General features: G+C 57.2%; 11 protein-coding genes. 3 read left to right on the forward strand and 8 right to left on the reverse strand.

Going from position 1 to position 12877, the window contains the following annotated elements:
• Nucleotides 1–270: 270 nt before the first annotated feature.
• The 3 genes from NO364_RS11220 to NO364_RS11230 form a co-directional block, all read right to left on the reverse strand.
• Nucleotides 271–615 (reverse strand): DUF6176 family protein, encoded by a 345-nt coding sequence (locus NO364_RS11220; RefSeq protein WP_257627547.1) that lies wholly within the window; start codon nt 613–615, stop codon nt 271–273.
• 333 nt (nt 616–948) lie between these two features.
• A complete protein-coding gene (locus NO364_RS11225) occupies nt 949–2319 on the reverse strand; it encodes an outer membrane protein assembly factor BamB family protein (RefSeq protein ID WP_257627548.1) in 1371 nt (456 codons plus the stop codon).
• Nucleotides 2320–2540: 221 nt separating this feature from the next.
• Nucleotides 2541–3524: a hypothetical protein gene (locus NO364_RS11230; protein ID WP_257627549.1), complete on the reverse strand. Its 984-nt coding sequence runs from the start codon at nt 3522–3524 to the stop codon at nt 2541–2543.
• Nucleotides 3525–3801: 277 nt separating this feature from the next.
• Here NO364_RS11230 and NO364_RS11235 point away from each other — a divergent pair, with 277 nt between their 5' ends.
• From NO364_RS11235 to NO364_RS11245, 3 genes are all read left to right on the forward strand, one after another.
• Nucleotides 3802–4443 carry a hypothetical protein gene (locus NO364_RS11235; RefSeq protein WP_157687991.1) on the forward strand — a complete coding sequence of 214 codons (642 nt, stop codon included), beginning with the start codon at nt 3802–3804 and terminating at the stop codon, nt 4441–4443.
• 199 nt (nt 4444–4642) lie between these two features.
• Nucleotides 4643–5131, forward strand: a complete 489-nt coding sequence (locus NO364_RS11240; RefSeq protein ID WP_199243703.1) for a helix-turn-helix transcriptional regulator — start codon at nt 4643–4645, stop codon at nt 5129–5131.
• A gap of 1026 nt (nt 5132–6157) precedes the next feature.
• Entirely contained in the window at nt 6158–6640 is a 483-nt protein-coding gene (locus NO364_RS11245; RefSeq protein WP_157687993.1) for a hypothetical protein, read from the forward strand.
• A gap of 1708 nt (nt 6641–8348) precedes the next feature.
• Here NO364_RS11245 and NO364_RS11250 read toward each other — a convergent pair.
• From NO364_RS11250 to NO364_RS11265, 5 genes are all read right to left on the reverse strand, one after another.
• Nucleotides 8349–9815: an amidohydrolase family protein gene (locus NO364_RS11250; protein ID WP_157687994.1), complete on the reverse strand. Its 1467-nt coding sequence runs from the start codon at nt 9813–9815 to the stop codon at nt 8349–8351.
• 104 nt (nt 9816–9919) lie between these two features.
• Nucleotides 9920–10195, reverse strand: a complete 276-nt coding sequence (locus NO364_RS18450; RefSeq protein WP_474509146.1) for a hypothetical protein — start codon at nt 10193–10195, stop codon at nt 9920–9922.
• A 41-nt stretch (nt 10196–10236) separates the two neighbouring features.
• Nucleotides 10237–10917, reverse strand: a complete 681-nt coding sequence (locus NO364_RS11255; RefSeq protein WP_257627550.1) for a class I SAM-dependent methyltransferase — start codon at nt 10915–10917, stop codon at nt 10237–10239.
• Between the two features lie 13 nt (nt 10918–10930).
• Nucleotides 10931–11224, reverse strand: coding sequence for a DUF7562 family protein (locus NO364_RS11260; protein WP_199243704.1), 294 nt, complete (start codon nt 11222–11224; stop codon nt 10931–10933).
• Between the two features lie 2 nt (nt 11225–11226).
• Nucleotides 11227–12867: an NADH-quinone oxidoreductase subunit D-related protein gene (locus NO364_RS11265; RefSeq protein WP_257627551.1), complete on the reverse strand. Its 1641-nt coding sequence runs from the start codon at nt 12865–12867 to the stop codon at nt 11227–11229.
• Between the last annotated feature and the right edge of the window lie 10 nt (nt 12868–12877).

Genomic DNA, 12877 nt, shown 5'->3' on the forward strand with positions numbered 1-12877 from the left:
ATCGAATTCCTCGTCTTCATCCTTCTAAACCCGTGATATCGGCTGAATAGATCGCTCTTCAACAGAGCAGAATATTTGAACGCGTTACTGCTGCCCCTCACAACAGGAACGTCGGCACGACTGGCTGATCGCCTCCAAAGCGCCCGCTGCCTACTGCAATAACGCTCTAGGCCCCAAACGAGGGTGTCATAGAAGGATTCACAAGATGTTGTTTCCACTCAAATCCCCTGTGAATTAGCCGATACGTGAGTATACGAACGTACCGTCCACCTACGAAGACTCGGGATTTTCCAAGTGATAGAGCAGTTCGTAGTCACCGACATTTTCTCCGCTTTCGAGCACATCAGACAGTACCTGCTTGTGTTCTTGATCGATGTCGTGCGATGAGTCCTCGAACGATTCATACACCTGTTCGATGCTGTCCGCTTTCATATAGTAAATCAAAAAGTCGCTCTCCTCCGTATGTTCGATAAACGCAGTCTCCGAATGCATTCCCTCGCTCTTGAGTGTTTCAACCGCCTCTGCTTCTCTCTCGGTGATTTCCTCCATCCATTCCCTGAGCCGCTCCGTCTTCCCCTTCTCTATTTTTTGCTTCGCCAGCACTATTTCAGCCATATCTCGAAATGATATGTTGGAAGATTAGTTCTATCGTCTGTCTCTACCGATAGCTCGGACTCGAAACCGTCGGTGTGTGAACTCTTCTATGACACCCTCCCCAAACGCGTAAATTATCAACTGTAGTGTATTGTGTATGGGCTTAGTGAGGGGCAGTTCCTACTCTGCGAAGTAACTGATAATCCGGGTCCCGGGTGTCTCCCCACGGGATTATAATCGACCACAATCACATCCTGTCCCTCTGAGGTGCTCGATCGGCTCTGCCCTTTTGAGTTCTTCCCCATCCGTTCTGTCGCTCTAATCGATTTTTTGACTCTCCCTACCGCGTCACGCCTACTCTTCGTCGCGGAACACATGATACCAGACTAAGATAATCGATCCCAGTCTTGATGCGATCGTGCCCAATTTTGACCAGGGAGTTAAATTGAACAGCCAGGTCAGCGGACCGGATCCAGTACCAGGGGTCGGGGTCGAGTTTTGGTTCTTTGGGAGGGACGGATCCGCAGTTCCCGGCTGCTCAGTCCCCCCAGATCCCGCCGACGAGTCGGACGATTCGTTCGATATCGAAGACTCGGCCTGTTGGGGGCCGAATGAAGCGATCCAATTGCCGTCATTTGAGCTCCCGCCCACAATGTAGTGGTCGCCAACCTGAATCGGCTTCGTGAAACTGTAGCCGCCGACCCCGCCACTAAGCAGGTTCTCCGGCTCGCTGAGCGGGACCTCCCACTCGAAAGCTTGCGTTTCGATGTCTCTGGATCGAATGTACCCGTCGCCACTGTCACGACCGATTACGACCAACTCCGTGCCAAACACGTCGAAGGAGAGCTTTGTCGCCTCAAAGTTCAGTTGCCACTCGATCTCACCAGTCGTCTCTCGCATCGCATTGATGCCCTCCGAATCACCGATGAAGAACAGCCCTGCTGCGGGACCACAGGAGCTGATACCGGAGCCAGTGTACTGGAGTTGTCGCGTGGTGCCAGCCTGCAAATCAAAAATATAGGCCGCATTAGAATTCCGCTCAACGACACAGGCAGTGCTATTATTACTAATCGTCCCGGTCCACTGTCCAAACGCCCCTTGGTAGACCGCAGTTTGGGTTATCTCTTCGAGGACGGTGCCGTCGGTCGGATCAACAAAAAGCAACCGGCCACCACTCTGTGTGATCACAAGTCCATTCTCGCCTGCGAGCGGCGTTTGTGGGTTCCGAGCCCGACCGTAGCCGAGATCCTCTTGCCAGAGTGGTTCCGGGCCGCTGGCATCGAATTTTTTCAGTGTCGCATTCGTATCGACGACGTAGAGATACTGGCCAAAGCTGGTCATTCCAGCGGGCTGTGCGCCAATGGGAAATCGGCCGACTGGCTCCTGTGTTGCCAGATCGAAAAACCGGACACTCCCAGATTGTAGCGTGACAGCGAGGATCGAATCCGCCACAGTGAGCCCGTAGGCTGTAATACTCCCATCCACGCTCTGCTTGAATTGTGACTCGCCGGAGCTGGCGTCATAGCCGAAGATGTTCCCATCTGAGTCGGCGACGTACGCGACCCCATCATGCGCGACTGGCCATGTTGGTGAGCCATTCAATGGCCGATACCACGCCGTTCCAATGTCGTTTGACGTGGTCGCGGATTGGGCGTTACCCCGCTGTGAGGTGGCCCCAGCCACTCCGGCCCCTGCGATCATCGACAGTGCCGTACGACGGCTCACGGCGGGCACCCCCGGCGGACGGTTATCCGATGTGTGGTTTGGTACCATACAGACTACTTACAAATATGACAGTATTGGCTAATAATTTGCGTTGGTGACGACTCGTCGCGGTTGATCGGCTGCTGGCTCTGTGCGTGAGGCTAACGTATGGAAACCAGTCACCCCGCAATCGGCATGAGGACGTGGCGTAGCCTCCCTCCGGCCGATAGCCGATAGCGGGGTCAGCCGCTGGTGTCGTTTACCACTGTCCTGTTCGACTCGTTGAGGTTGATGGTGATGTTCTTCGTCTGGGCGGTCGTGTTGTCGGCCCCAGCTGAGCTGTCTTCGTCAACCATCTCAATATTCGAGTCATCGATCTGTAGTTCGACCCACGAGTGCACGACGGTCTCCGCGCTGAGATCGACGGTCAGCATAACTGTACTTCCGTTCCCGTCGGGGCGCTGGAGTTTGATGTCGACGTGGCCGTCAGTGGTTGCCTCCGTGACCGTTGCATCCAACTCCGTGGCGTCGAGGTGCGCCCGAACGTTATAGCTCGTCTGCTTGTCGGACACGACGAGACGCTCGATCAGCTCCCGGTCGGCCTGGTCCAGTACTCCCATATCGTCGGTGTAGTTCAGGCTTACCGCCTGGACATCCGGACGGACTGTCTGGACCGTCACCGACTCGTTAGTGTGGTTTACCGTCCCCCGAACTAATGGGAGGCAATCGTCAGCCGGTCGAACGCGAATCCCCGCGATATCCAGCGGTTTGTCGCGGGCTGTGGATTCGTAGTACTGATTGATTTGTATCTCAAGCTGGCGGTACTCACTGAGGCCGGCACGAGTACCCACCTTTGTAACGACGAGTTCGGCAAGCCGCTGGCGTCCGATCTCCTCGATCACCGCTCCATCATGATGGGTGACCAACGTGACAGTCACGTTTCCGACCCGATGGGTGGTGCTGTTGCGCGCCGAACTGTTGAGGCGGAGGGCACCACTACAGGTGCGCTGGGCTTGCTGCAGGGTGTACTTGCCCTGGTCAGTCCGGGTCTGTGTCACGTTGAACTGCTGATCTGCCTCTAGTTGTGTCGTGTTGGTTCCGTCAGCGGGGCTGGCTATCGGATCGGAGGGTAGACTGGCACCTGCGATGACGACGACGCCACTGGCTACAAGCAGGACAGCCGAGATGCCGAGGGCGTACAGTGCGAGTCTGTAGTCACGTTGCATGGTTCTTGCTCCCATCATATCGAGTGTGTTGTCTCATCGGTTGCTCCAGCAACAGCCGGGCGGGGACCAACGGGCGGCCACGAGCACCGTGGAGCCGGATCGCAGTCGATTGTGGGCAGCCGGCCGACTGCTGCACTCGTGGCTTGCAGGAAAGTCCTTGTAAATCACCGTTGGAAACGGCTATGAAACACGACTGAAACGCGCCTGAAACGCGTTTCAGCCGCTGAAAATACTGAAAATCATCAGATACATACTGTCGATGTGTCGAGAACGAACTATGCCCTTGGTCCCCCCATCCCGACTGGCACTGGTCCTCTCGCTGGTCGTCCTCGGCAGTAGTCTTGCGGTGTTTGGCAGCGCTGCCGATATCGTCACCAGCGACCCCCACGAATTCACAATCAAGGACGGTGCCCTCGTCGCTACGACCGATGGGAGCCAGCAACACGTACTGGTCGAAGACGTACGCACAGTCACTCGCATCGAGATCAGCCATCAAGACCGCTATTATGCGATCCAAACGGTCACCCGTGGGCCTCCACCAGTGGATACGCAGACACGCCTGCGTGCACAGCAGGCTGTCACGTCCGCACAGACCGTCGGCAGTGACATCCCAGCGCCAAGCAGTGCCGCGTATGCTGTCCGTCGGATCCCAGCCCGTCTCTCCAGCGACCGCGCAGCGGCCATCGGAGCCACACCGAACACGTCGCTGCAGACGGCGCTTACCGCCAACGCGTCCGCCTTCACTGTCCGACAGCACGACGATACGATCGTCTTTGCACGGCGTGAATCACGGTGGAGCGACGATCGCGTACTCGTCGTCGTGACACCACACGCGTCTGGTGTCCAGTACAGTGCCGTGGTCAATCTTCGTACCGAGACCGTGGAATCGCTCGTTCGACTCGATAGGAGCGGCCGATGAAAGGCGGCTGTTCGCTCCTCCATCGGACTCATATCCGTACTCGGACGTGGGTGCCATCCCTCCGCGCTGTCGCCCCGACTGACCTCCGAGGGCGTCTGAGACACTGGTTGTACGACATGCATCTCGGTGATAAGCCATGACACAGCGACGCTCCCGCCCACGCTTTGAGCTACTCGCTGCCGGGATTCTCGTCACTGCCATGGCGGTCCTCGTCGCCCAGTTCATGAGCGCCACGCCAGCTATCGTCGTGGTCGCCGACGAGAGTACGCGAGTTGGGACCTTTGGCTGGCAGTTCACGTTTCACGATGTGGTCGTCATTGCCGTGTCAGCATGTTCCGCCGGAGCGAGCGCGACGGTCCTCCTCGATAGAGCAGATTCAATGTCGGCAATCGCAGTGGATATTGAGCGTCTGGACTCGGATGCACAGCAGCCCACCGGCGAGTCCAGCAACGAGCTACTGCAGGCCCGCCGGCAGGAGTGGGCCACCATCTCAGAACGGCTTACGAGCAACGAGGAACTGGTCTATCAGACGGTACTCGAAGCTGACGGCGTCCTTCCACAGAGCGAGATCGTCGACCAGACAGATCTCTCGAAAGCGACTGTCAGCCGCACGCTCGACAGTCTGGAGGCCAAAGATCTCGTCGAACGCAAGCGCCGCGGAATGGGCAATACCGTGTTGCTCACGTAACGTGTGTCGAGTGTAACACGTCATCTTATATCGGCCTCTCGAAGGGCTACGTGCTACAACGAGCGGTCACGGCGCCCACTGTGTTTTTTCTGTGGTTGGCGTTCGCTGTCGCAACGAGCTCACAAGGAGAGTCAACTCGGAGTGCAGTCGCAGTCGGCGCCGGCGACGACCGATGCAACACAATCGAGTCCACATTGGCAGTGAACGAGACTGCAACGCGCGTTACAGCTTCCGGAATCGATTTTTCGGGGTGCAGGCTACTGTTGAGTGCCCCTGCTGTCCTCCCCGAGACTGGCAGGGGCTGCCATCCCCCTCCGCGTCAACACGTTGCATGGTGCCGCCCATCCAAGGGCGGCAATTCGTCCCTACCGTGTTACAACGTAGGTGCACACCACCCCGCCCTGGCGGTGACACGCAGCCTGATGACGGCGCTACTGCCGTCGCCATCTCAGTAGCGAACCTGCAGATCAGTTGGAGTGGAAAAGATCCAGAAGCAGGGAGGTGTGATCGTTATCGCTCCAGCTTCGATAAGCTGGCTTCAGTCTTGCTATACTGTGAGGTCGAATCGCCTCGACGAGAGCGGATGCTGCAGACATTGCGCGTACGTGCCACGGTATGCCTGAGGCGGCCTGACCCGTTCTATAGAGGAGTGTGTGACCGATCTGCAGTATCTTCTTGCGGGACTTCGCCCCGCTTCGTATCGAAATTTCTGCCTTTCGTGACGACGTGTTCGTCTCTGTCCCACTCGAGTACTCTTCTCGTCTCCAATTCCCGAAACGAGTGGTGGGAAAACCAGAGATGGAGCCTCGCAGCAGCCCCACTGCGACTCCCACGCCGGTGCATCCGTATCCAAGTCGGTGAAGTCGCTCGTTGGATGGTCATGCTGGGTGCGGGCCGCTCGCTGGCATGCTTCAGTTCGTTGCTGGCGTCCTTGCTCCATCGCTCGGCCGCAACGCGTCCGCTACCTGCTGCAATAACGCTCCAGAGCCCCCAAACACGTAAATTATCAACTGTATTGTATTCTGTATGGGGCTTCCCGAGTGGATCGGGTCGGTCCGCAGGGCGCTGCGTCGCCGGTTCGGTCGTGACCGCGACCCCGACACTCGCACGGTGGAGACGACCGATCTTGAGCTCAGCCTGTATTTTCGCGTTGACCGAGTCCGGTTCGAGTCGGCTGATCAGAGTCCGAGTGCCCAAGCCAGAGTTGAAACCTCTGAGCTAACCACCGAGTTAGCCGACGATCCGCACATCCGAGAGGTTCGGACGGATCGCTACTGCCCGACGCCGTCGCTGTCGCCTGTGTTTGGTGATGTTGTTGAGATGGCGTTCACCACGGGCACGACGATCACACTCGGCGCACTTGCGAACCTTCTGTACGACTATCTGAAGCATACTTCAGGGGTGCGGTACATCGAGATTGGAAGCGTCCGCATTCCATTCTCTGAGGAGATGGATAAAGAAGAATTCAAACAGCGACTCGATGACGCGTGGGATCAATTGGACAAGTAACGACGGGTCGCGGCGGGTCCCTGGTGATCCACTCGCCCGGGGATACATGTCGGGTGTCATCGGGTGCTGTTCCCTTTCTGGAGTGAGCGTGACGGCGCTGTTGAAACCCTCTGCAATTGATAGACACAGCGTCCGAGATACAGAGGTTGCACCTCGCACAAGGGGCTCAGCATGGTACGCGGTTCAAATTCCTCGATGCAGTCGCTCGACACACCATGATATCGGTCCCGGGTGGCCCGACGAATAACTACGGCCGTCGGTTACCGGCCCGAGGACCGTCAGGATGATAACCGTCGCGGTATATGTCATTATATGCCATGTAGGATCCGCTGTAACGAGTGTGATCTTGATCGATGGCTGGAGGATTGTGTGATCGCTCACAAACAGGCAAAGGAACACGAGGCTCGGTACACCGACCACTGGATCACCCTTCACAACCCACCCGACTACGGTTCCGATTCGAGCGGTGAATAACCGACGTGTTCGGGACAGCTGTTACGGTCGATCGAAGCGCTTCGGATTATCGGTTACTGTCCCGACGACTCCTGATTTGTACCGACTGGTAGAGATGGACCGTGGAGTACGCTCTGTCCGAACGAATCCAAGGAGCGTGCCAGCCTCCCCGAATTCGTCGTCTGACGGACGTTCGGCCACGGACGAGAGCGCCCGTAGTTCGGGTGTCGCATGACATCCGCGATCCCGTTCGTGCGAGAGGAGCGCTGTGTATGCAGCAATGCTGTTTGGAACCACTTAGTGTCCGATAGTCGCTACGTGACCGATACAGAGAGAACATCGGCCGGTTCGTATTCAAAATAGACAGGATTTGATCCATATTAAATAAAATTAAGGAGGTAATAATCCCATTAGCATTAATAACAGAGCATTTTTGACTCCGAACGTGTACATGTAGTTGAGGCGGTCGGGGTTGGCGGGCGCTGGGAGTGGGTAACATCCACGTTTGCGACATGCCATACGTGACAGGAACTTCACAACCCGTCCACGAAAGCCATGTTACCGCCTCATTGCCTCATCAGGGATAGTAAACTACCCTGGCGAGGTTGCTTTGTAAGATATGTGCTCTGTATTCAGCACGCAGTTCGTATCAACTGCTGAGGGTTTCAACAGAGCCATGTTGTCCTATGAATTGTTAAACGCTGGGGAGTCAGCCTGCCACAGTCGCGTGGTTTGGCTCCCAGTTGTCGGCTTCATCCCACGGCTAAAGCCGTGGGTTTTCGCTTCGCACTTTCTATCTCATTGGAACTGATTACGTTCGTCTCTCACCGTTCTACGCCTCAATCGGTGCATTCCTCATCACCGACCTTGGAAATCTCGCCTGGCTCTCCATACGAACGCGCAACTAACGATCCAATCAAGCGTACCCACCTAGTATTCGATCCCGGACGTACGAATGCCAGGACGATCATCCCCGTCACGAACACTCCAATTCGTTGGAGCCATCACGGCCGTCGTTGCGCTGATCGGATACATCGTATTTGGCTGGCGATTCGGTGACACTAACGCATCACTCCCGTTCCTCCTCGGTGCTCTCTGTGCCGTCATCGCCGTTGGATGGGAACTCTATCGACGGTCCTGAAACCAGACCCCACTCGGAATCGTCTCCACCCAATCAGAACTCCTCGTCGATCATTCCGCGTAGGTTCCACCCGCCGTCAGTATCTCCTCTGAGGATCAGCCTGTATGCGAGGGACTAGTTGATGTGCGTAAGAAAATGCTCGTTGACAAATCCTCGACCATACTGTCTCATCGCTCGAAGCAGTGGTTGTGCGGACACGCGTTTGAGTATCGATTTATCTGGCGGGGTACTGCCGGCGAGCGACGTCTCCCAGCCGGTACGCGCCTGCAGGCGCTCACGCTCTCGTGTCGCGGCTGCACGAACGGCCTCGACGTCCATCGATGTGACCGATTGCTCCTCCATGAGTACCTCACCGTCGACGACGACCGTTTCGATATCTCCCGCAGTCACCGAGTTCGCCAGCACCGACGGGAGGTTGCTGAATGGCTGGAGACGTGGCGTATCGACGTCGATGACGAGTAGGTCGGCGCGTTTGCCGGGTTCGAGACTGCCGATTTGATCCTCGATCCCGAGTGTGCGTGCGGCGTCGATGGTGAGCATCTTGAGGAGATCATACGAGGACCACTGCTGGGCTCCGTACTCGAAATTCGACAACAATCGAGCGTGTTTGGCTTCCTGGAAGAGATCCCAGGAATCGAACCAGAACGGATCATCGAGGCCGATGACGACGTTCGCGCCGAACTCCTGGAGGGCCGGAAGCGGAAACCAGGTTCGCTTCCCAGCTTGGAAGTAACTGTACACAGTCGGGCAGTGAAGCACGTGCGCACCGGCCTCGGCGATGCGTCGTGCATCTTCCCGATCTGCATAGAGGAGATGCGTCAACAGCGTCCGTTCGTCGAGCAGTCCGTAGCGGTCTAACAAGTCGAGCGGATCGTCAGCACCGCTTCCAGCCGCCATCGTATCGGCTTCGGCCGAGTCATAGAGGTGGGTGTGGAGTCGCAAGTCTGGATAGTCATCTCGGAGTTCTGCAACACCTTCCCAGAGTTCTCGCGAACACCCAGCCTCGCCACCCGGTGCGATGCTCGCCATGATACGGCCATCGTACGTGTCGTGGTGGGTTTCTATGAACTCACGTGCGTCTGTGAGCTGTTCGTCTGCGGACGCGGGGTTGAGAAAGTCCGCGAGTTCGGGACCGATCACACCACGTAATCCGGCCTCGCCGATGGCTTCTGCTCCGAGTGCTGGCGTGAAGTCCATCGCGTTGACCGTCGTGACGCCATGTGTGAGCTGCCGGAGGCAGGCGAGTTGCCATGCGGCCTCGAAGAACGACTCGCCGAGTGCCGGCTCAGCTGTGTGGTACAACGCGAAGGCTTCTTTCAGCAGTTCGGTTCCGTCGAGTTCGCTGAATAGGCCTTGGACGAGGGTGAAATCGGTGTGGCGGTGGGTGTCGATGAGGCCGGGTATCACGACCTTGCCGCTGGCATCGATTACGTGCTCCGCAGTTGAGACTTGGTCTCCAGGCTCGGTCGTTTCGACGGCCGAAATGGTCCCGTTTGTCACCCGAATAGAACCGTTTTGTAGAATCTGGTTCTCTTGATTCACCGTGACAACGATTGCGTCGTGAATTAGGAGATCAGTCATTATTCGATGGGCAGGATTTAAATCGGGAAAGCAATCCGGGGGAATGACTCCCCTGTAGGCGAGCAGTAAGTCTATCTGACCGTTGAGAGATCGTCAACATTGCGTCAGGCAGCCTGAGGTGACCACGTGTTCAGTCGGTAGATCATTCGTAGCACGTCCAGTACAATCACGCCTCCGACTAGGGCGCCAAGATACGATGGGGTATTCATCAGAGATATAAGTGTACCAACGACAAAAGCGGCGATACTGATGCGGAGAACGGTATTCCCTGCTATATTCTGTATCACGTCGTCTGGGACGGAAGCAGACTCGTCGTAGCCTGCGAGGAGAAACAGCCACCCGCGGGACCTGATTAGTACGCCGAGGATCAACAGGAGGATTCCGGCGGCGAATCATAACAACGTCCCTGAGGATAACTCTATCATCGTTCAACACCCCGGTCAGGAGTCATCTCGAAGGTAGTGATCGTACCGAACAATCCCGTTGTCGTTTCCCTGACTGAGAGTCCTGCTGCTTTGACGACCTCGCTCGGTTCTTGTGTCCAGCGACAGCCACTTTTCGCGTAGTGGGCATCAGCGCGCCATTCCTGAAACCGAGCAATAGCTCCCACGTCACTCCGACCGTGTTCGACGAGGCGGATCGTCCCGTCCGGTTTGCAGACTCGTTCCATTTCCCGTAGTGCAGCAATCGGGTCGGGGAACGTACACGTCGACAGTGCGGAGATCACCGTATCGAAACTGTTGTCGGGAAATTCGAGATTCTGTGCGTTCATCTCTCGAAGAGTTCCATCCATACCTAACTTGGCAAGGCGCTTCTCAGCGTTTACCAGCATGTCCGGACTGATATCGATGCCAACGAGTTCAACAGGATCGGGCAGATACCGGAAGTTCGTTCCGATGCCGCATGCGACATCCAACAATCTTCCGTCAACGTCTCCAAATTGCGCTTGACGGTAGCGACCGATGAAGAGACGGTCAACCCATTCAAACCGGTGCATCCGGTCAGCGTACTCAGCGTACCATTCCTCGATCTCCGAGACCGACATCGGGTGGTTCGATACTGGATCGGTATCGTTTCTGTGGTGTTGGTGGTTGGATTTCATCTGTTTCGATTTCTCAGTTGAGGCCCGTGTTGTCGGCCGTCAGTTCGCAGTACTGTCTGAGGAACGTCTTGTGGTCGGTTCGGCCGGCGTCGGCCGCCACGAGCGTCTCCTCCAGCCCGTCTCGGTTCTGATGACAGCAATCCCGGTGACAGGGTTTGCAGAGGTACTCAAACGTCTTGTCCTCACGGCTCCAGCGGTCGCCGTGTTTGTCGTACTCACGAGCATCCTCACGGGCGACCTTCTCGCCGCAGGCAATACACGTTACCTGCTGGTTAGAGTTGCTCCCCAACAGTGTCGAGACAGTCATGGTCACCGATCCACCTCTCCTATAATAGTGTCGAGACTCCCGAGGGTCGCGACAAGGTCGGGAACGTACTCACCCTCCGCCATTGCCGACAGCGCTGACAGATTCGAAAATGACGGCCCGCGGATCTTGAACCGGGCAGGGGTCTCGGTGCCGTCGGCACGGATGTAGATCCCGAGTTCGCCCTTGGCCCCTTCCACAGCTTTGTAGCACTCGCCAGAGGGCTTCAGCGTTCGCGGAACGTTAGCTTGTACGGTACGCTCCTCGTTCGGCCAGTCTTCGAGAAGATCCACGCACTGTTCCACGATGGCTGCTGACTCCTCGATCTCCCGCAGGCGGACGAGTACGCGGGCGAAGTTGTCGCAACCGTCCTCGGTGACGACGTCCCACTCTAGCCGGTCGTAGTAGCCGTAAGAGTCGTCTCGTCTGAGATCGTAGTCGATGCCGGAGCCGCGAGCGACTGGGCCCGTGCAACCGTACTGCTTTGCAACCTCCGGCAGTAACTTACCGGTGTCGACACAGCGGACCTGGAGGACTTCATTGCTCGTCAGCAGGTCGTGATACTCGTCGAGCCTCTGTGGAAGATCGTCAATGAAAGAGCGCACGTTATCAAAGAACTCCCCGCGGGGTTCGGGGATGTCCCAGACGACGCCGCCGACCCGGGAGTAGTTGAACATCATCCGTTGGCCGGTGAGGTCTTCTAAGAGGTCCTGAACGATTTCCCGGTCTCGGAAACCGTACATAGAGGTAGCGTTGAACTCGCCACTGACGTCTAGTGCATACATCGCAGTGAATAGCAAGTGCGAGAGGATGCGTGACAGCTCGGCGCTCATCGTCCGGATGACCTGCGCGTACTCGGGGACTTCGGTATCGGCTAGGTCCTCGATGACGCGGGCGTAGGCCCACTCGTTGAGCAGGCCCGCCCCACCCCAATCCCATCGGTCGGGGTACGGCATAATCTGGTGGCGGTAGGTACCCTTCTGGCACATCTGTTCCTCACACCCATGGATATACCGGATATCCGGCTCGACATCGGTCACCTGTTCGCCGTCGAGAACCACCTCAAGGTGAAGCACGCCGTGGGTGGACGGATGGTGGGGCCCGATGTTGAGGAACATCGTGTCTCCCTGCTGAGTATCATCTTGAACAGGGTTGGCGTGCTCGCGCAGCGTCACGATTTGCGGCTGGGCCTGATCGTGGTCGTTCTGGAGCGGGTGCCCCTGCCACGTCTCTGGGAGCAGAATGCGCCGGAGGTTAGGATGGTCTTCGTATTCGATACCCACGAGGTCGTAGGCCTCCCGTTCGTGCCACTCCGCTGTCCGGTAGACCGGCGCAGCGGACTCGCTGACTGGGTTGTCCTTCGTCGTCGGAACGATGACCGATAACTCACGCGCCCGGTCATCGTAGCTGGTAAGATGATACACCGTCTCGAAATGGTCGTCGTACTCCTGGGCGGTTACACACGAGCAGTGGTCAAACCCGACTTCCGAGCGAAGCGTCGAGGGTGCCTTCTGGACGTGATCGGCTCGAATCACGAGCGCGGGGGCGTTCTGGTGTGAGTCACGGTTGACGATGACATCGTCGGGGAGGGCTGTGACCGCCTCGTCCACGAGTCGGTTGGCGGTCGAGGACTGTTGCTGTTGCATCGTCCTTCGG

This window comes from Haloplanus salinarum, assembly GCF_024498175.1.
GTDB lineage: Archaea > Halobacteriota > Halobacteria > Halobacteriales > Haloferacaceae > Haloplanus > Haloplanus salinarum.

Bases quoted from the DNA above. Each gene is read 5' to 3' on its own strand.
- NO364_RS11265 (WP_257627551.1), bottom strand. From the start codon at position 12,867: ATGCAACAGCAACAGTCCTCGACCGCCAACCGACTCGTGGACGAGGCG.
- NO364_RS11230 (WP_257627549.1), bottom strand. From the start codon at position 3,524: ATGCAACGTGACTACAGACTCGCACTGTACGCCCTCGGCATCTCGGCT.
- NO364_RS11235 (WP_157687991.1), top strand. From the start codon at position 3,802: ATGCCCTTGGTCCCCCCATCCCGACTGGCACTGGTCCTCTCGCTGGTC.
- NO364_RS11255 (WP_257627550.1), bottom strand. From the start codon at position 10,917: ATGAAATCCAACCACCAACACCACAGAAACGATACCGATCCAGTATCG.
- NO364_RS11250 (WP_157687994.1), bottom strand. From the start codon at position 9,815: ATGACTGATCTCCTAATTCACGACGCAATCGTTGTCACGGTGAATCAA.
- NO364_RS11240 (WP_199243703.1), top strand. From the start codon at position 4,643: ATGGCGGTCCTCGTCGCCCAGTTCATGAGCGCCACGCCAGCTATCGTC.
- NO364_RS11245 (WP_157687993.1), top strand. From the start codon at position 6,158: ATGGGGCTTCCCGAGTGGATCGGGTCGGTCCGCAGGGCGCTGCGTCGC.
- NO364_RS11260 (WP_199243704.1), bottom strand. From the start codon at position 11,224: ATGACTGTCTCGACACTGTTGGGGAGCAACTCTAACCAGCAGGTAACG.
- NO364_RS11220 (WP_257627547.1), bottom strand. From the start codon at position 615: ATGGCTGAAATAGTGCTGGCGAAGCAAAAAATAGAGAAGGGGAAGACG.